The sequence below is a fragment of the Methylobacterium sp. 092160098-2 genome (assembly GCF_028920805.1).
Taxonomy (GTDB): domain Bacteria; phylum Pseudomonadota; class Alphaproteobacteria; order Rhizobiales; family Beijerinckiaceae; genus Methylobacterium; species Methylobacterium fujisawaense.
On record NZ_JAQPZJ010000004.1, the window covers coordinates 60,681 to 83,332 of the forward strand.

The following is a 22,652-nucleotide window of genomic DNA, read 5'->3' on the forward strand; positions in this document are numbered from 1 at the left end:
TGCGGACTTGGTGATGCCAGGACAGCACATGCGGGATCTGACCATTGGAAAGGCGGCGCAGGACGCCGGCGTGGGCGTCGAGACCATCCGCTTCTACGAGCGCCAAGGTCTGATCGAGCAGCCCGTCAAAGGAGCCGGGTATCGGACCTACTCGCCCGAGGTGGTCGGCCGCATCCGCTTCATCCGGCAGGCCCAGAGGATCGGGTTTTCCCTGAAGGAGACGCAGGAACTCCTCGCCCTGCGCGCCAACCCGGCCGCCGATTGCGCCGAGGTGCGAGCCCAGGCCCAGCACAAGATCGCGGAGGTCGACGAGAAGATCTCCGAGCTCCTCCGCGTGCGCGCAGCCCTGGAGGCCGTGGTCGCTTCCTGCCCCGGACGCGGCGGACTTGAGGCCTGCACCATCCTGGAAGCCCTGGAAGACGCGCCGCGCGGGCCAGGCACGTGTCGCTGCGACGAACCGAAGAAGGGGAAGCCACGATGAAGACCATCACCCTCAAGATCGAGGGTTTGCGGTGCGCTGCCTGCGCCGCCTCCGTTGGCTCGCTCCTGGATGCACAGGCCGGTGTGCGCGGCGTCGACGTCTCCTTCGAGGAAGGGCGTGCCCGCGTCCTCTACGACCCGCAAGTTACGAGCGAGGACCGCCTCGTTGCCGCCGTCGAGACGCGCGGCTTCCACGTGGTCGCCCGCGACCCGGCCTGATCCCGTTCACCGACACCGCAAGGAGACAGGGCAGTGGCTTCGGCACCAGCGCTCGACGCGAACCTTCCCCTTTGGAGCGAGGAGCCGGCAAGCCGGCCCGACCGCGCCCGCATCCGCGCCCGGATCGGCGGCCTCCACTGCTCGCTCTGCACCGGAACCATCGAGAAGGCGCTGGGCAGCCAACCCGGCGTCGACAAGGTCGCCGTCAGCCTGACCCACGAGCAGGCGCTCGTGGAGTACGATCCCGCAATCGCCCGTCCGGCGGCTCTGCTCGGGATCCTGCGCGACATCGGCTACACGATCTCCGACCCGCGCAAGGTCCGGCCGTTCGAGGAAGAGGAGCGGGACCTCGTGCGGGAGAGCCGCCGCTTCGTCATCGCGGTTGCCCTCAGCGTCGCTTCCATTCCCATCATCGCGGATCCCTCGCTCGGCTGGATCGGCTACCTGCCCGCCCTGGTCTGCCTCAGCCTCGGCGCCATGGTGTTCCTCGTCCTGAAAAAAACGAGCGCCTTGGCCGCTGTTGCCAGCACCGGTGGCCTGACCGTGTTGGCCCTGGGTCTCCTCTACCTGAACCTCCATGGCTACTTGGCGACGTCCGCCCCCTGGCTCGTCGCGGCGTTGGCCGTGGCCCTCGTCTTCGGGGTCGGACGCCACATCCTGCACATGGCCATCCAGGCCTTGCGCCGCGGCATCCTCAACCAGCACGCGTTGCTGGAGATCGGCGCCTTCGCGGGCATGGCCGGCGGCGTCATCGGGCTTGTACTGAACCGTCCGGGCTACCCGACCGCCCCGTTCTTCGCCGTCACGGTGATGGTCGTGACCTACCACATCTTCTCCGAGTGGCTATCGCTCATCGTCAAGACGCGCAGCTCGCAGGCCGTGAAGCGCTTGCTCGACCTCCAGCCCGAAACCGCCCGCGTGGTCCGGGATGGGCAGGAGCAGGACCTTCCGCTCGAAGCGGTGGCGGTCGGCGACCTCGTCCGCATTCGCCCCGGGGAGCGCGTGCCCGTCGACGGGACGGTCGTATCCGGCCGCTCCGCCGTCGACCAAGCGCTGGTGACCGGTGAGCCCATCCCGGTCGAGCGCACGGAAGGCGACGTCGTCATCGGCGGCTCGATCAACGGCACCGGCAGCCTGCTCGTACGGGTGACGGCCGTCGGCGCCGGCAGCTTCCTGCAGAAGGTGATCCGCGAGGTCGAGGACGCCCGCGCCTTGAAGCCAGGCCTCCTCCACCTCGTCGACCGCGTGCTGCAGGTCTACACACCCGCCGTGCTCGCGGTGGCGGCGCTCGCCTTCGCGGGCTGGCTCGCCGGCTCCTGGCTCCTCGATGGGGCGCCCGACATCGAGCGGGCCGTGTTCGCCGGCCTGAGCGTCCTGGTCATGGGCTATCCCTGCGCCGTCGGCATCTCGGCCCCGCTCTCCATCGTGCGGGGCGCTGGGGAGGCGGCCGAGCACGGCATCCTGATGCGGACCGGCGAGGCCTTCCAGGGCTATCGCCTCGTCGACACCGTCGTGCTCGACAAGACCGGAACCCTGACCGAGGGGCGGCCCGTGGTCCGCGAGATCGAGGTCTATTCGGGGACCGAGGCCGCGCTTGTCGCCCTCGCCGCCGCAGCCGAGGCCTCCTCCGAGCACCCGCTGGCCCAAGCCGTGGTCAAAGCGGCCTTCGCGCGCGGCGCCGTGCCCCCGGAGGTGACCGCGTTCGAGGCCATCCCGGGCAAGGGCGTCCGAGCCCGGATCGCGGATGGCGAGGTCCTGGTCGGCAGCCCGGCCTTCCTCGCCGGCCACGGCATCGACATCGCGTCCGCTGCGGCCCGCATCCGCGCCCTGGAGGAGGCCGGCCGCACCGTCATCGCCGTCGGCCGGGACGGCCGCGCGCTGGGCCTGCTCGCCCTCGATGACAGGCTGCGGGCGGATGCCGCGCAAGCCGTCGCGGCCCTGCACAAGGAGGGCCTGCGGACAGTCCTTCTCACCGGGGACAACGAGCGCGCCGCCCGCCGGATCGCCGCCGAGGCAAGCATCGACGAGGTCCATGCCGGGGTGCTGCCCGACGGCAAGGCCGAGACCGTGCGTCGCCTGCAGGCGACGGCCAAAGTCGCGATGGTCGGCGACGGCATCAACGACGCGCCGGCCCTGATGCAGGCCGACGTCGGCATCGCCATGGGCGGAGGCACCGACATCGCCATCGAGGCCGCCGACATCATCATCCTGTCGAACCGCCTCGTCGCGCTGCCGCTCGCCCGCGGCATCAGCCGGCGCAGCTACGCCAAGATGCTCCAGAACGTCTGGCTGGCCTTCGCCTTCAACGGCCTCGGCATCCCGGTCGCCGCCACCGGCCTGGTCAACCCGATCTGGGCCATGGTCGCCATGGCGGTCAGCGTCACCGCGATCTTCCTCAACTCGCTCGGGGGGCGGCCCGGACTGTTCCTGGGCGCGATCATGAGCGTCGGCAGCCGGCCCGGCACGACCGAGCCTGCCCTCGATGGAGTCCGGCGATGAGGTTCCTGCGTCATTCGAGCGGGGCGGCCGCGCCGGCCGCGCTGGCCGCGCTCCTGGTCCTGGTCGGACCCTTCACCCCGGCACGGGCCGCTGAGGACATACCGGCGCTGTCGCCCCGGGTCTCGGACCAGAGGGTCGCGACGATCCCGGTCGAGGGCATGGCGCGCCTGTCCTGCGCCGCCTCGATCAAGCGCGCCGTCCGGAACGTGGACGGCGTGACCGGCGCGGAGATCGACTTCGTCGGCCGCACGCTCCGCGTCACCTACGCCGCTGGCCGCCCCCTCCTGCTGAGCCGGGTTCGGACGGCCATTTCGGGCGTCGGCTACACCCCCGGCGATCCGGTGATGGCGCCGTGACGCTCGAACACCTCGTCCAGCCGCTCGCGGCCGGCGCGAGCGGGCCGGCCGCCTTCTGGGTGGCGTTCCTCGCCGGCGTCCTGGCCAGCGCGGTCTGCCCCTGCACCCTTCCGGTGGGGCTCGGGCTGGCCAGCGTCGCCGGGGCCTCGGAGGCAAGTGCCCGTCGCGCCGGCCTGCAGGTCGCTGGCGCCTTCTTCGCCGGAATCGTCCTCAGCCTCGTCGCCCTCGGCTCCGCGATGGGCCAACTCGGTGCGCTCGCGACGGAGGCGTTCGGCCGGACCTGGGCCTTGCTCATGGCCCTCGTCTCGCTCGCGGCGGCGCTGCTCGCCTTCTGGGGGCTGCGCCTGCACACCGGCACGCTGACGGCCTGGCGCCGGCCCGGCCTGTTCGGGGCCTTCGCGTACGGTTTGGTGTTCAGCGTCGGCACCTCGGTCGCGCCGCTGCTGCTGCTGCTCACGGTGGCGGCCGCCGAGGGAGGGACGGGGCGCGGCGTCGTCCTCGCCCTCGCCTTCGGCCTCGGGCGGGGCCTGCCCTTCCTCGCCGCCGGCGCGGCCGGAAGCTCGGTCATCCCGCCTCGCACGCCTCGGCTCGTGGGCCAGAACCCTGCAGGTCGCCAGCGGGGGTGCCCTACTGATGGTCAGCGCCTACTACGCGCGGGTCTACGCGGACCTGCTCTGAACCCCGGAGACGTCATGACCCACGAGAGCGCCTCCCTGGCGGAAATCACCCTCCTAGTGCCGGGCATGATCTGCCACGGCTGCGCCGGGACAATCCATGACGCGGTGATGGCCGTGCCGGGGGTGCGGCAGGCGAAGTCCTGCGCCTGGCGCAAGCGCGTCACCGTTCGCTTCGCGCCGTCCCGCGTCGGACCGGCGGAGATCCGTTCGGCGCTCGCGAGCCGCGGGTTCGACGGCGCCGAGGTGCAGGCATGACCTCCGGCGTGATGGAACCGGCGGAGGCAGGCCGCGAGCGCCTGCTCCGCGTGCTCGCGGCGGCGGCCTTCCTGGTCTTCTTCCAGGCGTTCATGGTCGCGCCAATCCTGCCGCAATTGGCGGCGGCGTTCGGCGTCTCGCCCGAGCGCGTCGGGCTCATCGTCCCGGCCTACCTGATCCCGTACGGCGCGGCGACGCTGGTCTACGGGCTGCTGGCGGACCGGCTCGGCGTCTGGCGCGTCATGGCGGGTTCCCTGGCCGCCTTCGCGGCGCTGACGGCCCTGACCGCCACCGCGAACTCGGTCGCGCACCTCGCGTGGTGGCGAGTCCTGACCGGCCTGGGAGCGAGCGGTATCGTGCCCCTCGGCCTCGTCCTCGTCAGCCGGCTTTTCCCCTACGAGCAGCGCGGGCGTCCCCTCGGATGGCTGTTCGGCGCCATGGCCGGCGGCATGGCCTTCGGGTCGACCTTCGGCGCGCTGCTCGAACCCGTGGTCGGGTGGCGCGGCCTCTTCCTGATCGTCGGCGCCGCCGGGGGCGGGCTCCTCCTCGTTCTCATGCCGTCCCGCGGGATCATCCCGGGCGCGACGGCGGCGGGGGCAGGCCTGGCCACCCTGTTCCGCGGCTATCGCGACCTCCTGCTCAGCCCGCGCGGGCGCCGGACCTACGGCTTCGTCCTGCTGAACTCGATGTTCCACTCCGGTGTGTTCACCTGGCTCGGCCTGTACTTCGAGCGGCGCTACGGGCTCGGTCCCGTCGGGGTCGGCCTCGCCCTCCTCGGGTACGGCATCCCGGGCTTCCTTCTCGGGCCTGTCATCGGCCGCATGGCGGATCGGCGGGGCCGCGGCCGTCTCCTGCCGGTCGGGCTGTTCCTCGGGTCCCTCGCGGCGGTGGCCCTGATCCTCGACGCGCCCCTGCTCCTGGCGGCGGTGGCGGTGACGGTCCTGTCGCTGGGCTACGACATGACCCAGCCGCTCCTTGCCGGCATCGTCACTGCGCTCGGCGGCCGGCGCCCGGGCCAGGCCATGGGGCTCAACGTCTGCCTGCTGTTCACCGGCTTCGGGCTCGGGAGCCTGCTGTTCGGCTGGTTGCTTCGCTTCGAGTTCGGGACGACCCTCGCCCTGTTCGCGGCCGCGGAACTGGCCCTGGCCGTGGCCGCGTTCCGCCTCTTCCGGTCCGAGATCCCGCAGGCCCGAGGGGGCGGCCCATGACCTCGCGATTGCGTGGCAGCAAGAGGCATGCCCTCGACGTCCTCATCCTGGCGGCGTTCCGGCAGGCGCGCCGAGAGGGGGAACGCGACGCGGCCGAGCACCTCCTGCGCGCCCTGGAGGCGCTCGCTGGCGCGGACGAGCCGACGTCGGCCTCGGCTTGCGTGGCCGCGGCCTACCTCAGCCTCGCGGATGACGCCCAGGGCTCGGTGCCTGCCCGTTCCCCGCATCGAGCGCGGCCGAAGCGGACGCACTGACCCGCAGCCGCTGGCTCGCGCAACGCATGTTCGCCAGCGAAGCACCCTGCAAGGGCAGGACCGGACCGTGGCAAACTGGGCGGTCTCCGGCGGGCTAAGCCGGCCGGAACGCCTGCACCACGGCCGGATCCGTCTCGATGCGCGCCGCCCCGATCAGGTCGAGGCAATACGGGATGGCCGGGAAGACCGCGAGCAGGCTGAGGCGGATGGACGACGGACGCCCGGGACAGTTCACGATCAGCGCCTTGCCGCGCAGGCCCGCCGTCTGCCGCGACAGGATGGCGGTCGGCACCTGCTCCAGGCTGCGCCGCCGCATGAGTTCGCCGAAGCCGGGCATCATCCTGTCGCAGGCGGCCTCGGTACCCTCGGGGGTGAGGTCGCGGGGCGCCGGCCCCGTCCCGCCGGTGGTCAGGACCAGGTCGCAGCGCGCGTCGTCCACGAGCCGGACCAGGGCGTCACGCACGCTCTCGACGCCGTCGGGCACCGTGCGCGCGACCGCCTCCCAGGGGGAGGCGAGGATTTCCGCAAGGACGGCGTGCATGGCCGGCCCGCTCGCGTCCGCGTAGCCGCCCGAGCTCGCACGGTCCGAGACCGTCAGGAGGCCGATCCGCGCCGAGCGGTCCGATGAGGTCATGAGAGGCCGTCTCCAAATTTCACGTGCGGCAGAGCCTTGTCACTCGGGCGAGTCGACGGTCGGTCGCGAGGGTGCCGCTCCACGGAGCTGCGGCTTCCGACCGCGTGAACGGTGCCGCCCCTGAGGAAGCACCGTTGCCGTTGTTGAACGTGCCATCGCGTTTCGAAATATCCGCATCAGACGGCCGGACATCCCAGGATCGCGCGGCCGCGGTGTGCCGGCAGGGCCGCCCCGGTCAGGCTCTTGCCAGACATATCAGCACATGCGAATATGATGAGATATTCGGTACCGCAAGGCACCCCGGACGGGGCCGGTCGGATGGAGCCAAGCCGCACTCATGATCCCCTTTCGCCTCGCACTCATCGGGTTGCTCGCTGCCGCTCCGGCTGTGGCGCAGGGTCAGTCCGGCATCTTGAGCGCGGAGCAGCGGCACGCCATCGAAGGCGTCATGCGGGACTATCTGCTGAAGAACCCGGACGTGGTGCAGGATGCCTTGACCGAGCTTGAGCGACGCCAGCAAGAGGCGCAGAAAGCGACACAAGCTATCACGCTGCGCGAAGAGCGTGATCATCTCATCAACTCCCCGAACGATTACGTTATCGGCAATCCAGCCGGCGACGTCACGCTCGTGGAGTTTTTCGATTACAATTGCCCGTACTGTCGAAAGGCGAAAAGCGATGTGGACGTCCTGATCAAGGGCGATCCGCAGCTGCGGGTGGTCCTCAAGGAGTTCCCGGTTCTCGGGGCGGCCTCGACGGACGCGAGCCGCGTCGCGGTCGCCGCGAAACGGGACCTGCCCGCAGGCAAGCTCCGAGAGTTCCATGCCAAGCTGATGGAAACGCGAGGTCGCGCCGACGGGGACCGCGCCCTCGCGGTCGCCAAGGACTTCGGGCTCGATCCGGAGAAGCTGCGGAAGCACATGCAGGACCAAGCGGTCGCGGCCGTGCTCCGGGAGAATGCCGCGCTGGCCGACAAGCTCGGCATAACGGGGACCCCGGCGTTCGTCCTGAACGACGGCGTCATCGCGGGCGCAGTTGGCGCCGAAGCGCTGCAGCGGGCCATCGTGAACATCCGCGCATGGGAAAAGCTTTCGTGCTGACCAAAATCTATCCGCGCGCTCGCCAGGCCTCATTCCGCAGATCGAGCCAGCGCATCCAAGCATCTGCCGAGAAAGCGAACTGATGAACCGACGCGGCCTCCTTCAGTTGATGTTGATCGCATCGGCCCCGGCAGCCGTTAATCCAGCCCTTGCGCAAAATCCCTCGGCTCGCGATCTCGCCGAGGCAGGGCCGCTCGGGGACGTCGTACTCGGACCGCCGGATGCCAAGGTGACAATTGTCGAATACGCGTCCCTGACCTGCGGCCACTGTGCGGCCTTTCACCGAGAGACGTACCCGGAGCTGAAGAAGCGCTTCATCGACACGGGAAAGGTGCGCTTCATCCTGCGCGAGTTTCCGCTGGACCCGCTGGCAACCGCCGGATTCATGCTGGCCCGCTGCAAGGGCGATGCAAGCTATTACCCGGTCACAGATCTACTCTTCGATCATCAGAAGGACTGGGCTTTCGCGGCCAAGCCCTTGGACGGTCTACAGACGATCCTGCGGCAAGCTGGGTTTTCAGAAGAAAAGTTCGAGTCCTGCCTCAAGGATCAGACGTTATACGAGTCGGTCAGCGCCGTGAAGCGGCGGGCCACCGAGACCTTCAAGGTGAGTTCAACGCCGACTTTCTTCATCAACGGACAAAGATACACGGGGAACCTTTCGATGAGTGACATCGAAAAAATCATCGCCCCCCTGCTCGCTTCCTGAGGACGCGAGCCCGTCCCGGCGTTCGTCCCCACCCATCGCGCACCGTGTCGAGAATGGCCTCACATACCCTTGCCCGCCGCATCGGCGCCCGTGAACACGCCGGTATGACGCACTGCACGGCGGCATCGGCTTCGCGCGCCCGGCCTCTGGAGCTGCGCGATCCGGGCGTCGCGGTCCTGCTGCGCTTGCCGGAAGCGGGGCCGGCCGACACCGCACGGGGTGTCACCCTCAGCACCCGGACCGTGCGCGCGGAGGTCGAGGCATGCTGAGCGGAATAGCGGACCAAGATGCTGCCGACGCTCCGGCTTGCGGGTGCGCCGACGGCTGCGGCGCCGTTTCGTCCGCGCGCGCCCCTGCGATGCAGAACACGATGGCCGGCTTCTCGGCCGGTCTGCTCGCCGCCTTCGGTGCGACCCTGGGGGTTGTCGTCGGGTTCGTGGTCTTCGCCGAATGGTCCGGTCTTCTGGACCGGATGTCCGAGTTTGTCCCATGGCCGCTCTGGCTCGCGGCGGTCCTCCTCGGCGGCTACCCGATCTTCCGTTCCGTCCTGCGCGCCGCCGTCAAGCGGCGCGTGACCTCGCACACCCTCATGACGGTCGGCCTCGGCGCCGCCGTGCTCACGGGGGCTTGGCCGGCCGCCATCATCGTCGTGTTCTTCATGCGGCTCGCCGATTACATCGAGCATTTCACCGCCGAGCGCGCACGCCGCGCCGTCAGGGAGCTGACCAGCCTCGCTCCCGAGAGAGCCCGGGTCGAGCGCCACGGGTCCGAGATCGACGTGCCGGTCGCCGAGGTGCGGATCGGCGAGACCGTGGTCGTGCGCCCGAGCGAGAAGGTTCCCGTCGACGGCGAGGTCATCGCCGGTCAGGCCACCGTGAACCAGGCCTCGATCACCGGCGAGTCGATGCCGGTCGAAGCCGGCCCCGGCGCGCGCGTGTTCGCGGCGAGCTTCGCTCACCTCGGCGCCCTGCGTGTCCGAGCGACCGCCATCGGCGCCGACACGACCTTTGGCCGGGTCATCAAGATGGTCGAGGAGGCCGATCGACACCGCGCCGACGTACAGCGCCTCGCGGACACGTTCGCGACCTGGTACTTGCCCGTCGTCATCGCCGTCGCGACCGCCACCTACTTTCTGAGTGGAAACGCGCTCGCGACCGCGGCGGTGCTGATGGTGGCCTGCTCCTGTTCGTTCGCGCTGGCCACGCCCGTCGCCATGATCGCGTCGATCGGCAGCGCCGCCCGGCGCGGTCTCCTGATCAAGGGTGGGCGCTACCTGGAGGCTCTCGCCCGGGCCGACGTGGTGCTGCTCGACAAGACCGGCACGCTGACGCTCGGCCGGCCTCGGATCACGGACGTGGTGCCGTTCGATGGGTCGGGCGCTCCGGGCGAGGAGCGGTTGCTGAGGATGGCGGCGGGCGCGGAACGCTACTCCGAACATCCCCTGGCCGAAGCGGTGCGAGCGGCGGCGGCCGAACGCCAGCTTTGTCCGGGTGAGCCCGAGCACTTCGAGGCCATGCCCGGCCACGGCGTGCGGGCACGGATCGAGGGCGCGACGGTCACCGTGGGCGGCAAACGCCTGCTGCCGGACGGATTTCACAGACCGCCGCGGATGGCCGATCTTGAAGCGGCGGGCAAGACGCTCGTGGTCGTGACCTGCGATGGCAGCCCTGTCGGGGTTCTTGCGGCGACGGACACCGAGCGGCCCGAGGTGCCGGCCGCCCTCGCCGCGCTGCGGGCGCTCGGCATCCGGCATTTTGAGCTGTTGACGGGCGACAACGCGCGCACCGCCGCTGCGCTCGCCGGTCCGCTCGGCCTGGATTTTCGCGCCGACCTGTTGCCGGAGGAGAAGATCGCGGTCGTCAAGGAGTACCAGAGCCGCGGGCACGTCGTCGTGATGATCGGCGACGGCGTCAACGACGCACCGGCCCTGGCTCAGGCCGACGTCGGCATCGCGATGGGCGCCGCGGGCAGCGGCGTCGCCCTGGAGGCCTCGCATGTCGCACTCATGCGGGAGGATTGGACCCTCGTGCCCGAAGTGGTCCGCATCGCGCGGCGCACCATGAGGGCCGTGCGGTTCAATCTCGGCTTCACGGTCGTCTACAACCTGACCGGCCTCAGCCTCGCGGCATTCGGCCTTCTGCCACCGACGCTGGCAGCCGCGGCGCAGGCAGGGCCCGATTTCGGAATTCTCGCGAACTCGGCTCGCCTCTTACGTCCGAGGTCCGGCGCGCGGCCGGGCGGGGGCGGTCCCGACAAGCCCGGACGCCCGCCACCTCGGCTCGACCAAGACCCGTCCGTGCCACGCTCGGCCGGGGCGCGGTCATGAGCCCGACCCGCATGGACAGCCTGAAGCGGCCGGGCATCCGGCGCCGGGCGTGGCTGGTCCCCGCTGTCCTGCTCCTTGCCGGCGGGGCGCTCTGGTCGAACGTCGCCGGCCCCGGTTCCCCCACCGCGCTGGCGTTCGTGGACGGCGAGGGACGTCCGTCTCGCCTGGCGGATTTCCGCGGCAAGGTCGTTCTCGTCAATCTCTGGGCGACTTGGTGCCTGCCCTGCCGCCACGAGATGCCGGCGCTGGACCGTCTGCAAGGCAAGCTCGTCGGGACGGACTTCCAGGTCGTCGCCCTGTCCGTGGACCGCGGCGGCGCCGCGGTCGTGCGCCGGTTCTACGAAACCGTCGGCGTGCGGCACCTGTCAGTGTTCCTCGACACCGCGGGAGCCGCCCTGCCGCAGGTCGGCGCCGCCGGGCTGCCGACCACCCTCCTGTTCGACAGAGACGGCCACGAGATCGGCCGCTTCGTCGGGCCGGCGGAATGGGACGGGCCGCGGCTCGAGGCGATCCTGAGAAATGCCATCGCCCAACAGGGAGGAAGGACCTCATGAACACGGCAACACCCACCTCGCGGGCGTCCCGGCTCGCGCTCGCCACGCTCACGGCCGTCGGCATCGCCGTCCTGGGAGGAGCCCTCTGGGCCAACACCCGGGGCGCGACCGGAAACGTCCTCGCCGGGCTGGGCGGCACGCCAAGGCCGCTGCCTCCCGGCGCGCTCCAGGTCGATGACATCGCCGCGGATCCCTTCAACTATAAGGGCGGCATGACGCTGCGCGCGGTCGTCGCCAGAACCGAGGGCACCAGCCCCCGCAAGTTCGTGGTTGTGGATGCCCGCGAGGCCAAGATCTGCAAGTCGACGAACTGCGCGAAGTTCTACCTGCCGGTCAGTGCGGAGACCGCGATGCAGGTTGCGCGCTGGGACGAGGTCGACCTGGAAGGCGAGCTCGTCCAGGGCGACCGGCACCCGTATTTCCGGGTGACCGGCCTGAGGAACCACGGTCAGTTTCGATGACGCGCCCTTGCGGGACGACGGCAGCCTCGGCGGGAGACGCAGCGTGAATCTCGGGACCCTTGTCTGGCGCAATCTCGTCCGCCGGCCCGGCCGCTTCGCGTTCACGCTGGCGGGCGTGGCCATCGGCATCGCGGCCTTCGTGGCCCTTCTCACGCTTGGCCAGGGCCTGGCCCAGGAGATCCGACGTCAGGCCCAGGGGCTGGGGGCGAACCTCGTCGTCACCCCCAAGGGCTGGTGCGCCTACGAGCAGATCTCGGTTCTCACCGGCGAGCAGCTGCCGGAAGCCATCGCGATGACGGAACTCGCCAAGATCGCCGCCGTGCCGGGGGTGCGGACGGCCGTGCCCTACCTGAACCAGCGAACGGCGTTCCGGAACCGCCCGGTGCCGCTGATCGGCATTCAGCCGACAGCGATGCGGGTGCTCCAAGGCTGGCGCGTGGGCTCGGGGCGCTACTTCCAGGAACCCGACGAGGAAGGCGTGGTTATCGGCGCGGCCATCGCCCAGCAGTTCGAACTCCGTGCGGGGGAGACCTTCACCGTGCGAGGCCGCCCGCTCCCGATCCTGGGCGTCCTGGACACGACCGGAACCAAGGACGACGTCGCCGCCTTCGCGCCGCTTCCCGTCGTCCAGCGCATCTACGAGACGGAGGGCAAGGTCTCCTTCGTCGCCGTGCAGGTCGACGACCTGGAGCGGGCGGACGAGATCAGCCTGCGCATCCAGGAAGCGGCCAACGTCGCCGTGGTGTCGGACAAGCAGCTCGTGAACTCGGTCCTCTCCATCGTCGGCACCGTCGGCGCGGCCATGCAGGCGGTCGCCATCGTCGGCGTGGTAGCCGCCGCCTTCGGCATCGCCAACACGCTCATGACGGCCGTCTACGAACGCCGGCGCGAGATCGGCATCCTGCAGGCCATCGGGGGAACCCGGCGCACGCTGTTCGTCGGCTTCCTCCTGGAATCCGGTCTTTACGGCGGCCTCGGAGGGCTGATCGGCCTCGGCCTCGGCGTGCTGGCGGCCTATTGGATCGGCCCGTCCCTGGCCGACAATCCCTTCACGGCGGCCCTGCGCCAATCGCCCGCGCCGGCGCTCGACCCCGGGACGATGGCGGGCGTGCTGGCGTTCTCCGTCGCCCTGGCCCTGCTCGCCGGGTTCTATCCGGCTTGGCGCGCGGCGCGGCTCACACCCATGGATGCGATCCGACATGTCTGAGGCAGATGCGCTGGTCCGCTTGGAGAAGGTGTCCCGGGTCTACGGCCGCGGCGAGGCGGCGGCGGTAGCCTTGGACGAGGCGTCGCTCGCGATCGAGCGGCGCAGTTGGGTCGCGGTCGTCGGGCCCTCCGGTCATGGCAAGAGCACGATGCTCCACCTGATGGGCGCGCTCGACCGCTCGACGAGTGGGAAGATCCACCTCGATGGGGAGGAGTTGTCCCGCCTGAGCGCTCGCCGCCTCGCCACGGTGAGGGCGCGCAAGATCGGCTTCGTGTTCCAGTTCTTCAATCTGCTGCCTCACCTGACCGCGCTCGAAAACGTTCAGACCGCCCTCTGGTTCGGCGGCTGGCCCGCGTCCCGGGCACGCGGCAAGGGGCTCGACCTCCTGGACCAAGTGGGGCTCGCCGACCGGGCCGGCCATCTGCCGGGCCAGCTCTCGGGTGGCCAGCAACAACGCGTCGCCCTGGCTCGGGCGCTCGCCAACGACCCGGATCTCCTGCTTCTCGACGAACCGACCGGGAACCTGGACTCGACGGCCGAGGCGGACGTCCTCGACCGGCTGGCCGCGCTTCACCGCCAGGGACGGACCCTCGTCATGGTGACCCACAGCCCGGCCGTGGCCGCCAGGGCGGAGCGGCTCGTCAACGTCCGCGACGGCCGGATCGCGGCGGACGCGGCCGTGGAGCGCGCCGGTGCCTGAGGTCTCGACAGCGGGTCTGCTGACCGCTTTTGCCGGCGGCGCGGTCTCGTTCCTGTCCCCGTGCGTGCTGCCGCTGGTGCCCGGTTACGTGTCCTTCGTGGCTGGCCGGTCACTCGTTGGTCAAGCGAGGAGCGGCGCGCGAGCCGGGCCCGCTGTCCGCGCGCTCCTCCTCGGGCTGTGTTTCGTGCTCGGTTTCTCGACCGTGTTCGTCCTTCTGGGCGCCGGCGCCACGGCGCTGGGCCGGCTCGTCCTGTCCTACCGGGATGAGGCCGGCCTCCTCGGCGGTGCCGTCATCCTTCTCTTCGGCCTGGTGACGACGGGCTTCCTGCGGCTCCCGGCCCTGCAACGCGACCTGCGCTACCACGGGGCGGTTCCTGGCGGCGGGCCAGGCGGGGCCTACCTCCTCGGCCTGGCCTTCGCCTTCGGCTGGACACCCTGCATCGGACCCGTGCTGGGGTCGATCCTCGCCGTGACCACGGTCACCGCCGACTCGGGCGGCATGGTGTTGCTCGCCGTCTACTCGCTCGGGCTCGGGCTGCCGTTCCTGCTGGCCACGCTGTTCACCGACCGTCTGCTCGGCCTCGGGCGCGGCCTCGGCCGGTTCGGACGGCTCCTCAATCTCGCGGCCGGAGGGGTGATGATCGGCATGGGCCTCGCCATGATGACGGGCCGCCTGACGGAGATCGGCTCTTGGCTGCTGGAAACCTGGCCAGCCCTCGGCCAGATCGGCTGACAAGGCGTCCGAGACTTGCTTGTTCGGCCCCACAGGACGAACCCCAGCATCGACGCACCGTGCGCGCTTGCCGGGTTGGGAATCGAGAGGCGTCGCTCCACATATCGGCGAATGACGATATCCAAGCATGGCTGAAGACCAGACCCTCCTGCCGGCGCGGCGTGTTCGGCCCCAGCGCAGCGCTGCGCCGGCGGCCCTGCGCCGGAAGGCCGAACACATGGCCAAGCTCTGCCGCGGCCTGTCCGATCCCTCGCGCCTCGTCATCCTGGAGGCGCTGCGCCCCGGGGCGCTGAGCGTGTCGGAGATCGTGCAGGCCACGGGGCTGACGCAGTCGAACGTCTCCAATCACCTGGGCTGCCTGTACGATTGCGGTCTGGTCCTGCGCGATCAGGCGGGGCGCTTCGTGCGCTACCGCCTCGGCGACCCGCGCGTCGAGGCCCTGCTACGCCTCACCGAGGAACTCGTGGCCGACACCGCCCGGGGCGTAGTGGCTTGCACCGAGATCGGCTGCGGCGACGACTCTTGCTAGCCGCAGTCACCGATAGGGCATGAGCCCACGTTGCGTGTCCCGGGCCGCGGGACCATGAAGTTTTGTGGAGCGCTGACGCCGCGTCGGCATTGTTGTTGGCGAGGCTCGGATACCATCGCTCGAACAGGGGCCGGAGCGTGCCGTCCAGTGCGCGCGTCCGCGTCTGGAGTAGGAGGTGGGTGCCGCGCCGAGTTCACTGCATCTGCTGACGCTTGGCGAAGCGCTTGCTGGCAACGACGTCGACCGTGCTCTCAGCCATGGCCGCGGAGATGCGCTCACCCGATCTGAAGCGTTCGCCGTAGTTGATCAGGCCGACCCAGCCGTTGGCGATGTGGCTCAGGAGCTCGCGCGCCGCGTGGACGAGCTTGCGGAGGTGCGGGTAGGTCAGCTCCAGCCCGTCCACGTCATCGTAAAGCGAGGTCGCCTCCTCGAAGGCCCAGTGCACCTTCTCGTGCCAGAGCAGCCATTTGATCCGCTCCAGCGTCCTCAGCAGTTGCTCGCCTGCCGCCTCGTCGTGGTGGGCGACCCCTCGGGCGTGCTGCTCCCCGCCGGCCACGACCCGAGGCTGCGGCGGAGCGGCCATGTCGCCGACCGCCCCGAGGGCGAGCCCCAGGCCGGCCGTCGCCGCGAGGGCACCGTAGCGGATCACCATCAGCGGGCTCATGGCTGCTCGCAAGTCCAGGGCGGGTTGCGCTCGGCTCGCGCCGCCGGGTCGCCGCGGTCCGGGCGAGACCCGTCGCGGCCTACGTCACGCCGGCCCGACAGGCCCGCGGGGCCGCTGAGCCGCCCCGGTCGAGCGACGCGGAACCCCGCGTCGGCGTTCGGGCGGCGGCCGCGCGGGCTCGCGGACGTCACCAACGCAGCAGACGGGGCCCGAGCAGGGCACCGGCGAGGGTGCAGAAGGCGATGGTGCCGCCGTACCAGAGCGCCACGAACGGGACCGAGTCGTCCATGCAATGGAGGGCGTACCCCATCGCGCTGATCCCCCCGGCGGCCAGCCCGACGAGCGCGCCCGTCCGGACGAGGTCGGTCGGTGCGGCGAACCGGCGGACGGCCCAGACCAGCACGGCGAAGGGCAGCACGCCGATGATCGGGATCGACACGAGGCACTCCAGCCACATGTGGCCGACGAGCATCCTGTCCCAGTGCGAGCTCGGCGCCGAGGCCAGGCTGAGCGCGGCCAGCAGCATGACGCCGAGGAACGGCGCCACGGCGACCCAGGCCCGGATCCGGGTCTCACCGCCCGGGCGTGCGACCTTGGTCAACAGCCACCCGGCCAGGACGACGATGCCGGCGCCGAAGGCGACCTTCAGGAGCAGGAAGCCGAGCACCCCGGGGTGACGGAGGTCCGGCCTGACCCCGAGTACCAGAAGCGCGACGCAGAGCGCCGCCCCCGCGCCGAGCGCCGCGGCGAGGCCGAGGCCGCGCTTGAGCCGGCCGTGGTCGGTCGGCTCGATGTTCGTGCTGAGCATCTCGATCAGCTCGTTCGTTCTCATCGTCCCCTTCCTTGGCTGATCGCGGACGCCATGGCTTTGAGACCACGGTGGACGCTGACCTTGATGGCGGATTCCGACATGCCGGTTCGGCTGGCGGCCTCGGCGACGCTCAAGCCGTCGAGCTTCACGTAGCGGATCGCGCGCCGCATCTTCTCGGGCAGCTTGGCCAGGAGCCGATCCAGGTCGTGCGCGCTCTCCGCACCGGCATGGTCGTCCTGCGCCTCGAAGTCGCCCGCATCCTCGATGGGCACATCGGCCATCGAGGGGCGGGTATGGCGCAAGTGATCGATCAGCTTGTAGCGGGCGATGGCCTGCACCCACGGGGTGAACGGCTGGTTCACGTCGTAGGTATGCCGACGCGTATGGATCGCCATCAGCGTGTCCTGCACGAGATCCTCCGCCTCGGACTGGCTTCGCCCGATGCGGGCCAGCTTACCACGGTAATAGGCGCGCAGATGCCGGCTCAGGCGGTCGAGAACCGCCCGGTATGCAGCCGCGTCACCGTCCAGGCTGGCCCTCATCAGGCCCCTGAGCTCTGCTTCACTGGCAATCATCATGCACTCCCAACCGAGTTCGGGAGGTCTGCCTCAACGGTTACAATTGCTCCCCGGCACGATGGCGGTGGGGCCAGGTCATGGCGGCTCCCGGTGCGGAGCATCGCTGGATGGCCTGGGTCGGGCGCCGGACCGCAAAGGGACAGGCTGCGCGCGCAGCTGCGCGCCGAGGACAGGCGGCCATGGGCCGGGTCACGGTGGGATGACATCGGTCTCGTCCTGGAATGCCGTAGGGGCCGGCCTTTCGATGAGGGACCCGGGCACAAGCTCGCACGGAGGCTGTCGCCGCAAGCGCGGCTGCCAGCGCGCCGGCTGGCCGGCGCGCCTAGTTCAGGACGGGGCTCTTGGGCGGCAAGGGATCGGGCGGACCTAGCAAGCTCGTGCCTGCGACATCCGCGAGCGCGTACGCGAACGGAGCCCCGGTGATCCGGGGGCCGAACGCCGCCGGCACGATGGCGACGAAGCCGGCGCACAGCAGTGAGCAGGCTGCGGAGGCTTTCCCGCCCTCGTCACATCCATCGCAGCCGTCGGGCATCGGCACCTGCATCGCCGCCACCGGCATGGACGCCTTCATGTGCGCGGCCTGCACACCATGCAGCGCGAACCCCGCCACGAGGGCGAGGGTCAGGAACCACACGCAGAGGGAACGGGACCGCAGCCAGGACATCCGACCCGGCATAACAGGCGGGCGGGCGCATCGAAAGGGTGCGCAATCGGCTGGGCGACCGGTTTGCCGCGCATGGTTAAGTCGGGTCTGCCGGCGTCCGGCGGGCGTCGCCCCGGCAGCCCACGTTGTAACGAAGCGTCCGCCGCCTCCGAACTCGGCACCATGACTTTGATGTCGCAGGTGGTTCGTGGCCGGCATTGCGGCGGCTCGCATCCCGGGCCGATGCGGCCTTCACGGCCGCGGTTCGCGCCGGTCGCGCTCCGCAGCGGCGCGGGATGCACGGCGCCAACGCGCCGTCATCGAGGATCGGCGACACCGGGCCGGACATGATCGGGGTGGCTTCGGTGCGTATGGGGCCGCCGAGGGGGAGGCGCGCGGACGGTGGAACCCCGGCTTCGCGGGAACGCCGCCCCCGACCTCGGGAGCGCGTCGCGACGCTCGCCGAGGGTGCCCATGGTCGGGCCAAGTCGCCGCCACGGACCTACGTCATCTTCGAAGCCCAGTTCGCCCGGGACCTGTTCTGCGCGGTTCCGACAAGCCTCCCGATCCCGGACTTCCTCACCGGTGCGGCGTGGCAGTACCGGGGTACCCTGGGCAAGCGAGGCTTCAGGCCGGCGGGCTTCAAGGCGGCATCGGCCCGGAAGGCGGCCAGCCGTGACGGGTTCTACCTGTTCTCCCCGCCCCGAACCGAGGATTGAGGCCCGACCGTGCGCGTCCGCCCCTCGGGCGGAGGAGCGATCCCCGCTGGGCGGCGATTGCGGCGGCCCCTCGCGCCGCCGGCCGTGCCAAATCAAAAATTTGGAGGGGGCTGTAACGGCTTTCGCGGCAGGTCCGAAATCAAGGACAGAAGCAACAAGCTTCAAGGTAAGCGAAAGAGTCCCGCCATGAGGAGTAAGATGATCCCCGTATTCGCCGGCATCGCCATGGTTGCCGGGTTGCCGGGTTACGCCCTCGCCGGGTGGATCGACAATGTGCCGCTCCGCTTCCGGCCTGGGGCGCACCAGACGGCGCCCCGCACTCTCGAAGCGCCGGACGCCGCCCGCACGACCGGGTCGGTCAACGTCACGCCCCGCCGCCCAGCGCCCCGCCAGCCGGCCCGACCCGGATCGAACTTCTGACGCGACGGGATGGTCCGAGCCGGGTGAGCCGCGGGCGCCGTCCACGGGGCGGGCTTGAACGCGAAAAACCGCGCCGGCCCGCCGTCGTGAGCTCAAGAGAGCTGCCGCCGGGGCGACGAGCCCGGCATGCCGCTGTGTCACGTGTTGGCACCGCTCCCTTCGAGAAACCCTCGCATCCGTAACGGCTCGCGGCGCAACCGGGGGCTCAAGCCAACACCTCGATTTCGTCTCGCAAGAAGGGTCAACTGCCATGAAGTCATCAGCCATAGCCCTGGCGATTGCCACCGTGATCGCGGTGGCAACACCGTACGTTGCTTTCGCCGGCCCGAACGGTATCGACGCCATCAAGCTCTACGAGTTGAACAGGCCGCATTCCGTTGCCTCGCAACCCAACGTCAACCCGGATGTGCGCGCGACGGGTTCGATCAACAGCAACCCACATCGGGAGAACACGAACCGTCGGGGCCGGGGTCGACAGTGATCCGACCTCACCCGACCCCGCTTCCTGCCCGAGGAACATCGGCGGCCTCCGTCATGCAGAACACCTCCCTGCCGGTCTCGTCTGAGTTCGGCATCCCGCCCCGCTACCTCAGCGAGATCCATCGGTTTCCCTTGCTGGCGCCGGCCGAGGAGTTCACCCTCGCCAGGAGCTGGCGGGACGCAGGTGACCGCGAGGCCGCGCATCGTCTCGTCACTTCGCACCTGCGGCTCGTCGCCAAGATCGCCATGGGCTATCGCGGCTACGGCCTGCCGGTCGGCGAGGTGGTGTCGGAGGGCAATGTCGGCCTGATGCAGGCCGTCAAGCGCTTCGATCCCGACAAGGGCTTCCGTCTCGCGACCTACGCGATGTGGTGGATCAAGGCCGCGATCCAGGAATACATCCTGCGCTCGTGGTCGCTGGTGAAGATGGGCACCACCGCGAACCAGAAGAAGCTGTTCTTCAACCTGCGCAAGGCCAAGGGCCGCATCTCGGCGCTCGAAGAGGGTGACCTCAAGCCGGATCAGGTCAAGCAGATCGCGACCCGCCTCGGCGTGCCGGAGCAGGACGTGATCGACATGAACCGGCGCCTGTCCGGCGACACCTCCCTCAACGCGCCCCTGCACGCGGAGGGGGCGGGCGCGTGGCAGGACTGGCTCGTGGACCACAGCCCGAGCCAGGAAGCGGTGCTGGCGGGCGAGGAGGAGGGGCAGAACCGCCTCTCGGCCCTGCGCGACGCGCTCGGCGTTCTCAATCCGCGCGAGCGGCGCATCTTCGAGGCGCGGCGGCTGGCCGACGACCCGATCACCCTCGAGGATCTCTCCGGCGAGTTCGGCATCTCCCGCGAGCGCGTCCGCCAGATCGAGGTGCGGGCCTTCGAGAAGGTCAGCGCCGCGGTGCGGAATGGGATGAGCCGCCGGGAGACGGCCCGTTCACGCGTCGGCCCACAATGACGGCTCTTCCCTTCGGCCTTGATGCGTGGCGGCAGGCGCAGCCCCTGCGCCCGACGCAGACCAGGGTCTTGTATCACCTGGCCGCGGCAGAACCCGTTAGTCGTCCTCCAGCTGCTGACTGGGTCGGGCCGCTGAGAAGAGATCCGGTGATCCGCCAGGACGCTGAAGTCAGAGCCCTGCGCACCTCCGGTCGTGCGGGGAGCGCCGTGGATTACCGCCGGTTCCTCGATCGGCACGGAGCGCACCGGCGCGCTGACTACAAGGGCAAGCTTACCGTTGCGGACGGTCGGCCACGGAAGCCGAGGACCTGGTCCAGGAGACCCTCATGGCGGTTCACACCCGCCGACACACTGACGATATGGCCCAGCCCGTGACATCCGGGGTCTACGCCATCGCCCGCTACAAACTCATCGATCACCGACGGCGCCCGCGGGCCGAGCTGGCTGACGTCCCGGTCGAGGATGCCGGCGAGCTGGTGGCGCGCGACGTCGAGCGCTTGCACACGCGGCTGCCCAGGACGATGCGCCAAGCCGTCCGTTTCATGAAGGTGGAGGGCTTGAGCGCCGCGGAGGCCGCCGAGCGCTCCGGTATGTCCGAGCCGGCCATCAAGGTCAGCGTTCAGCGCGGCTTGAACGCGATGGCGACTTTTGCGGGAGCCAAGCGCAAATGAGAACAGACGAGCTCATTGACCGGCTCGGTACGAGCTTCGAGAACGAGCCCCCGGAAGATCCTCGGATGACGCGCAGGATTGGCCTGGCTGCTGCTGCCGGGGCCGTGGGTGCACTCGGCCTCGGCGTCCTCGCCCTCGGCCTGCGGCCAGATTTGTGGGAGGGAGACGCCCTCACCTTCCTGCTGTTCAAGGTCGCCTTTGCCGCCATGGCCGGGGTCGTCGCCCTGCGCTACCTCGGCAGGCTCGCACGCCCCGGAGGAGAGGAGCGGGTACATCTCGGGATTGCCGCTCTGCCGTTCGTGGCGATCGTACTTCTCGCAGCGATCAGCCTTGCTCTCGCTCCTCCCCAGCATTGGCGAACGATGGTTGCGGGCGAGATGTGGCTCGAATGTCTGATCTCCATCCCGGTCATCGCCGTCGTGCCCTTTGCCACGCTCATGTGGATCGTGCGAAAGATCGGGGCGCCGACGCACCTCGTCCTGACAGGGGCGTTCGTGGGGCTTGCCTCCGGAGCCGTGAGCGCGGCGGGATACGCGTTCCACTGCATGGACGACACGATCCCGTTCGTGGCTGTCTGGTACGGCGGCACGATCGCGCTCTGCACCTTGGCAGGTGCCGTACTCGGGTCGCGCCTTCTGCGCTGGTGAGGTGCCGCAGCTGCTTAGCAAAGGGCGCTGCGGCTGCTGGGTCCTCACGCATTCTGTCGTGCTGCCGAGCAGGGATGATGCTGAGGGCCGTTCAGGTGAGATCGCAGCATGGATAGGCCTTTGCAGGAGTGGCGGTGGCTCGAGCTCTGGCCACTGGCCCTCATCGCCATCGTGATCGCCTCCTGGGCGCTGTACCACTTCCTCGCACCCCGCAGCTGGCGCGATTGGGCGGGGGCGGGCGCCGTGCAAGCGTTCATCATCGCGCTCTATGCCGAGATGTACGGCTTTCCCCTGACCATCTACGTTCTGACGAGCTTCCTCCACGTGCCGATCCCGCTCGTTCACGGCAGCGGCCATCTCTGGGCGACGCTGCTCGGGTATGGTTCTGCCGGTGCGCTCGTTGAGATGATCCTCGGCTACGCGCTCGTCGTGGCGGGCCTGGTCCTGCTCACCAAGGGCTGGCGGGCCGTCGTCCACGCACGCGGCCGCCTGATCACCGATGGGATCTACGCTCGCGTGCGCCACCCGCAGTACAGCGGCCTGTTCCTCGCCATCCTTGGCGAGGTCGTACACTGGCCGACTCTCCCGACGCTGCTGCTGACGCCGGTGATCGTCTGGCTCTATCTCAGGCTGGCTTGGCGGGAAGAGGAGCGTCTTCTGCACGAGTTCGGGCAACGCTACCAGGATTACCGGCAGTGCGTGCCTGCGTTCATGCCGGTCTTGCGCCGTCGGTAGCGCTCCACCGGGTCGGTCTGGCCGATGGTTCGCGCGAACTTGCCCGGTTTTCTGGCAGGTTCGGGGCAGCCCATGTCAGGCTCCGGAGCAGGGGTTTCCCCCGATCCGAACCTTTGTAACCGGATCGGCCGCGCTCCCGAACTCATCATCAGACGCGCCCTTCGCGGCCCCTCCCAAGTTCGATAGAGCTGATGATGAAGTACCTCCTTGTAATGGCCGCGACGGCCGTAGCTTTCGCGGGCGCAGCCTCAGCGGCACCGGCTGATCGGCTCGCGCAACACCGGGTTCAGGGGCAGGTCTTGCCTAAGGCGACCGGGAGTATCGCGACGGCCCCTCGCCGGGCGGGACATCGGCGTGACGCGCAAGGCCGCGACCTGCGCAGCAGCACCCGCGGCAATGCCCAGTTCCCGGAGCGCGCGCCCGAGGCGCAGAAC

At 69.9% G+C, this 22,652-nt stretch carries 28 protein-coding genes and 1 pseudogene; 24 read left to right on the forward strand and 5 right to left on the reverse strand.

Annotated features, from left to right (window positions below; genetic code table 11):
• Window positions 1-28: 28 nt before the first annotated feature.
• From PQI07_RS35845 to PQI07_RS35875, 7 genes are read left to right on the forward strand one after another with little or no spacing between them, the layout of a single operon-like run.
• Window positions 29-481, forward strand: a complete 453-nt coding sequence (locus PQI07_RS35845) for a MerR family transcriptional regulator (RefSeq protein WP_274929207.1) — start codon at window positions 29-31, stop codon at window positions 479-481.
• Window positions 478-699 (forward strand): heavy-metal-associated domain-containing protein, encoded by a 222-nt coding sequence (locus PQI07_RS35850; RefSeq protein ID WP_274929208.1) that lies wholly within the window; start codon window positions 478-480, stop codon window positions 697-699. Before PQI07_RS35845 ends, PQI07_RS35850 begins: the two co-directional genes overlap by 4 nt.
• A 33-nt stretch (window positions 700-732) precedes the next feature.
• Window positions 733-3,198 (forward strand): heavy metal translocating P-type ATPase, encoded by a 2,466-nt coding sequence (locus PQI07_RS35855; protein ID WP_274929209.1) that lies wholly within the window; start codon window positions 733-735, stop codon window positions 3,196-3,198.
• Window positions 3,195-3,554, forward strand: coding sequence for a heavy-metal-associated domain-containing protein (locus PQI07_RS35860; protein WP_274929210.1), 360 nt, complete (start codon window positions 3,195-3,197; stop codon window positions 3,552-3,554). The genes PQI07_RS35855 and PQI07_RS35860 overlap by 4 nt, the downstream gene beginning before the upstream one ends.
• Entirely contained in the window at window positions 3,551-4,486 is a 936-nt protein-coding gene (locus PQI07_RS35865; RefSeq protein WP_274929211.1) for a cation transporter, read from the forward strand. Before PQI07_RS35860 ends, PQI07_RS35865 begins: the two co-directional genes overlap by 4 nt.
• Entirely contained in the window at window positions 4,483-5,694 is a 1,212-nt protein-coding gene (locus PQI07_RS35870; RefSeq protein ID WP_274929212.1) for an MFS transporter, read from the forward strand. The genes PQI07_RS35865 and PQI07_RS35870 overlap by 4 nt, the downstream gene beginning before the upstream one ends.
• Entirely contained in the window at window positions 5,691-5,948 is a 258-nt protein-coding gene (locus tag PQI07_RS35875) for a hypothetical protein (protein WP_274929213.1), read from the forward strand. The genes PQI07_RS35870 and PQI07_RS35875 overlap by 4 nt, the downstream gene beginning before the upstream one ends.
• Window positions 5,949-6,042: 94 nt before the next feature.
• Here the strand turns inward: PQI07_RS35875 and mog are convergent, their stop codons facing one another.
• Window positions 6,043-6,582, reverse strand: coding sequence for a molybdopterin adenylyltransferase (gene mog / locus PQI07_RS35880; RefSeq protein ID WP_274929214.1), 540 nt, complete (start codon window positions 6,580-6,582; stop codon window positions 6,043-6,045).
• A gap of 337 nt (window positions 6,583-6,919) precedes the next feature.
• On the opposite strand from mog, the gene PQI07_RS35885 reads away from it, so the two are divergent.
• From PQI07_RS35885 to PQI07_RS35930, 10 genes are all read left to right on the forward strand, one after another.
• A complete protein-coding gene (locus tag PQI07_RS35885; RefSeq protein WP_274929215.1) occupies window positions 6,920-7,681 on the forward strand; it encodes a DsbA family protein in 762 nt (253 codons plus the stop codon).
• An 82-nt stretch (window positions 7,682-7,763) separates the two neighbouring features.
• Complete coding sequence (locus PQI07_RS35890; protein WP_274929216.1) at window positions 7,764-8,390, forward strand: DsbA family protein; 627 nt, start codon at window positions 7,764-7,766, stop codon at window positions 8,388-8,390.
• A gap of 53 nt (window positions 8,391-8,443) precedes the next feature.
• Window positions 8,444-8,659 carry a hypothetical protein gene (locus tag PQI07_RS35895; protein ID WP_274929217.1) on the forward strand — a complete coding sequence of 72 codons (216 nt, stop codon included), beginning with the start codon at window positions 8,444-8,446 and terminating at the stop codon, window positions 8,657-8,659.
• Between the two features lie 89 nt (window positions 8,660-8,748).
• A complete protein-coding gene (locus PQI07_RS35900; RefSeq protein ID WP_274929218.1) occupies window positions 8,749-10,716 on the forward strand; it encodes a heavy metal translocating P-type ATPase in 1,968 nt (655 codons plus the stop codon).
• A complete protein-coding gene (locus tag PQI07_RS35905; protein WP_274929219.1) occupies window positions 10,713-11,270 on the forward strand; it encodes a TlpA family protein disulfide reductase in 558 nt (185 codons plus the stop codon). The genes PQI07_RS35900 and PQI07_RS35905 overlap by 4 nt, the downstream gene beginning before the upstream one ends.
• The gene (locus PQI07_RS35910) at window positions 11,267-11,731 is read left to right on the forward strand and encodes a hypothetical protein (protein ID WP_274929220.1); all 465 of its coding nucleotides are present in this window, start codon (window positions 11,267-11,269) and stop codon (window positions 11,729-11,731) included. Before PQI07_RS35905 ends, PQI07_RS35910 begins: the two co-directional genes overlap by 4 nt.
• 43 nt (window positions 11,732-11,774) lie before the next feature.
• Window positions 11,775-12,938, forward strand: coding sequence for an ABC transporter permease (locus tag PQI07_RS35915; RefSeq protein WP_274929221.1), 1,164 nt, complete (start codon window positions 11,775-11,777; stop codon window positions 12,936-12,938).
• A complete protein-coding gene (locus tag PQI07_RS35920) occupies window positions 12,931-13,638 on the forward strand; it encodes an ABC transporter ATP-binding protein (protein WP_274929222.1) in 708 nt (235 codons plus the stop codon). The genes PQI07_RS35915 and PQI07_RS35920 overlap by 8 nt, the downstream gene beginning before the upstream one ends.
• A complete protein-coding gene (locus PQI07_RS35925) occupies window positions 13,631-14,371 on the forward strand; it encodes a cytochrome c biogenesis CcdA family protein (RefSeq protein WP_274929223.1) in 741 nt (246 codons plus the stop codon). Before PQI07_RS35920 ends, PQI07_RS35925 begins: the two co-directional genes overlap by 8 nt.
• A gap of 127 nt (window positions 14,372-14,498) precedes the next feature.
• Window positions 14,499-14,900: an ArsR/SmtB family transcription factor gene (locus PQI07_RS35930; RefSeq protein ID WP_274929224.1), complete on the forward strand. Its 402-nt coding sequence runs from the start codon at window positions 14,499-14,501 to the stop codon at window positions 14,898-14,900.
• A gap of 76 nt (window positions 14,901-14,976) precedes the next feature.
• Here PQI07_RS35930 and PQI07_RS38055 read toward each other — a convergent pair.
• The 4 genes and pseudogenes from PQI07_RS38055 to PQI07_RS35950 all read right to left on the reverse strand — a co-directional run.
• Window positions 14,977-15,282, reverse strand: a pseudogene (locus tag PQI07_RS38055) (ISKra4 family transposase); the annotation flags it as partial.
• Between the two features lie 469 nt (window positions 15,283-15,751).
• Window positions 15,752-16,396: a DUF1109 domain-containing protein gene (locus PQI07_RS35940; RefSeq protein WP_274929226.1), complete on the reverse strand. Its 645-nt coding sequence runs from the start codon at window positions 16,394-16,396 to the stop codon at window positions 15,752-15,754.
• Window positions 16,393-16,950: a sigma-70 family RNA polymerase sigma factor gene (locus PQI07_RS35945; RefSeq protein WP_274929268.1), complete on the reverse strand. Its 558-nt coding sequence runs from the start codon at window positions 16,948-16,950 to the stop codon at window positions 16,393-16,395. Before PQI07_RS35945 ends, PQI07_RS35940 begins: the two co-directional genes overlap by 4 nt.
• Window positions 16,951-17,275: 325 nt before the next feature.
• Complete coding sequence (locus tag PQI07_RS35950) at window positions 17,276-17,587, reverse strand: hypothetical protein (RefSeq protein ID WP_274929227.1); 312 nt, start codon at window positions 17,585-17,587, stop codon at window positions 17,276-17,278.
• Window positions 17,588-17,952: 365 nt separating this feature from the next.
• Here PQI07_RS35950 and PQI07_RS35955 point away from each other — a divergent pair, with 365 nt between their 5' ends.
• From PQI07_RS35955 to PQI07_RS35985, 7 genes are all read left to right on the forward strand, one after another.
• The gene (locus tag PQI07_RS35955; RefSeq protein WP_274929228.1) at window positions 17,953-18,315 is read left to right on the forward strand and encodes a hypothetical protein; all 363 of its coding nucleotides are present in this window, start codon (window positions 17,953-17,955) and stop codon (window positions 18,313-18,315) included.
• Between the two features lie 198 nt (window positions 18,316-18,513).
• Window positions 18,514-18,735 (forward strand): MVB12 family protein, encoded by a 222-nt coding sequence (locus PQI07_RS35960; RefSeq protein WP_274929229.1) that lies wholly within the window; start codon window positions 18,514-18,516, stop codon window positions 18,733-18,735.
• A gap of 250 nt (window positions 18,736-18,985) precedes the next feature.
• On the forward strand, window positions 18,986-19,216 hold the full coding sequence (locus PQI07_RS35965; protein ID WP_274929230.1) for a hypothetical protein: 231 nt from the start codon (window positions 18,986-18,988) through the stop codon (window positions 19,214-19,216).
• A gap of 53 nt (window positions 19,217-19,269) precedes the next feature.
• Window positions 19,270-20,166 (forward strand): RNA polymerase sigma factor RpoH, encoded by an 897-nt coding sequence (gene rpoH / locus PQI07_RS35970; RefSeq protein WP_274929231.1) that lies wholly within the window; start codon window positions 19,270-19,272, stop codon window positions 20,164-20,166.
• 307 nt (window positions 20,167-20,473) lie between these two features.
• Window positions 20,474-20,836, forward strand: coding sequence for a sigma factor-like helix-turn-helix DNA-binding protein (locus PQI07_RS35975; protein ID WP_342462690.1), 363 nt, complete (start codon window positions 20,474-20,476; stop codon window positions 20,834-20,836).
• Window positions 20,833-21,483: a DUF1109 domain-containing protein gene (locus tag PQI07_RS35980; RefSeq protein ID WP_274929233.1), complete on the forward strand. Its 651-nt coding sequence runs from the start codon at window positions 20,833-20,835 to the stop codon at window positions 21,481-21,483. The genes PQI07_RS35975 and PQI07_RS35980 overlap by 4 nt, the downstream gene beginning before the upstream one ends.
• A gap of 108 nt (window positions 21,484-21,591) precedes the next feature.
• A complete protein-coding gene (locus PQI07_RS35985; RefSeq protein WP_274929234.1) occupies window positions 21,592-22,218 on the forward strand; it encodes a methyltransferase family protein in 627 nt (208 codons plus the stop codon).
• Window positions 22,219-22,652: the final 434 nt, after the last annotated feature.

What these genes read in the sequence shown, in the direction of transcription:
- PQI07_RS35860 (WP_274929210.1), top strand. Translation starts at nt 3,195, where the DNA reads ATGAGGTTCCTGCGTCATTCGAGCGGGGCGGCCGCGCCGGCCGCGCTG.
- PQI07_RS35940 (WP_274929226.1), bottom strand. Translation starts at nt 16,396, where the DNA reads ATGAGAACGAACGAGCTGATCGAGATGCTCAGCACGAACATCGAGCCG.
- PQI07_RS35910 (WP_274929220.1), top strand. Translation starts at nt 11,267, where the DNA reads ATGAACACGGCAACACCCACCTCGCGGGCGTCCCGGCTCGCGCTCGCC.
- PQI07_RS35890 (WP_274929216.1), top strand. Translation starts at nt 7,764, where the DNA reads ATGAACCGACGCGGCCTCCTTCAGTTGATGTTGATCGCATCGGCCCCG.
- PQI07_RS35875 (WP_274929213.1), top strand. Translation starts at nt 5,691, where the DNA reads ATGACCTCGCGATTGCGTGGCAGCAAGAGGCATGCCCTCGACGTCCTC.
- PQI07_RS35945 (WP_274929268.1), bottom strand. Translation starts at nt 16,950, where the DNA reads ATGATTGCCAGTGAAGCAGAGCTCAGGGGCCTGATGAGGGCCAGCCTG.
- PQI07_RS35960 (WP_274929229.1), top strand. Translation starts at nt 18,514, where the DNA reads ATGATCCCCGTATTCGCCGGCATCGCCATGGTTGCCGGGTTGCCGGGT.
- PQI07_RS35930 (WP_274929224.1), top strand. Translation starts at nt 14,499, where the DNA reads ATGGCTGAAGACCAGACCCTCCTGCCGGCGCGGCGTGTTCGGCCCCAG.
- PQI07_RS35885 (WP_274929215.1), top strand. Translation starts at nt 6,920, where the DNA reads ATGATCCCCTTTCGCCTCGCACTCATCGGGTTGCTCGCTGCCGCTCCG.
- rpoH (WP_274929231.1), top strand. Translation starts at nt 19,270, where the DNA reads ATGCAGAACACCTCCCTGCCGGTCTCGTCTGAGTTCGGCATCCCGCCC.
- PQI07_RS35895 (WP_274929217.1), top strand. Translation starts at nt 8,444, where the DNA reads ATGGCCTCACATACCCTTGCCCGCCGCATCGGCGCCCGTGAACACGCC.
- PQI07_RS35965 (WP_274929230.1), top strand. Translation starts at nt 18,986, where the DNA reads ATGAAGTCATCAGCCATAGCCCTGGCGATTGCCACCGTGATCGCGGTG.
- mog (WP_274929214.1), bottom strand. Translation starts at nt 6,582, where the DNA reads ATGACCTCATCGGACCGCTCGGCGCGGATCGGCCTCCTGACGGTCTCG.
- PQI07_RS35870 (WP_274929212.1), top strand. Translation starts at nt 4,483, where the DNA reads ATGACCTCCGGCGTGATGGAACCGGCGGAGGCAGGCCGCGAGCGCCTG.
- PQI07_RS35905 (WP_274929219.1), top strand. Translation starts at nt 10,713, where the DNA reads ATGAGCCCGACCCGCATGGACAGCCTGAAGCGGCCGGGCATCCGGCGC.
- PQI07_RS35985 (WP_274929234.1), top strand. Translation starts at nt 21,592, where the DNA reads ATGGATAGGCCTTTGCAGGAGTGGCGGTGGCTCGAGCTCTGGCCACTG.
- PQI07_RS35980 (WP_274929233.1), top strand. Translation starts at nt 20,833, where the DNA reads ATGAGAACAGACGAGCTCATTGACCGGCTCGGTACGAGCTTCGAGAAC.
- PQI07_RS35850 (WP_274929208.1), top strand. Translation starts at nt 478, where the DNA reads ATGAAGACCATCACCCTCAAGATCGAGGGTTTGCGGTGCGCTGCCTGC.
- PQI07_RS35920 (WP_274929222.1), top strand. Translation starts at nt 12,931, where the DNA reads ATGTCTGAGGCAGATGCGCTGGTCCGCTTGGAGAAGGTGTCCCGGGTC.
- PQI07_RS35845 (WP_274929207.1), top strand. Translation starts at nt 29, where the DNA reads ATGCGGGATCTGACCATTGGAAAGGCGGCGCAGGACGCCGGCGTGGGC.
- PQI07_RS35900 (WP_274929218.1), top strand. Translation starts at nt 8,749, where the DNA reads ATGCAGAACACGATGGCCGGCTTCTCGGCCGGTCTGCTCGCCGCCTTC.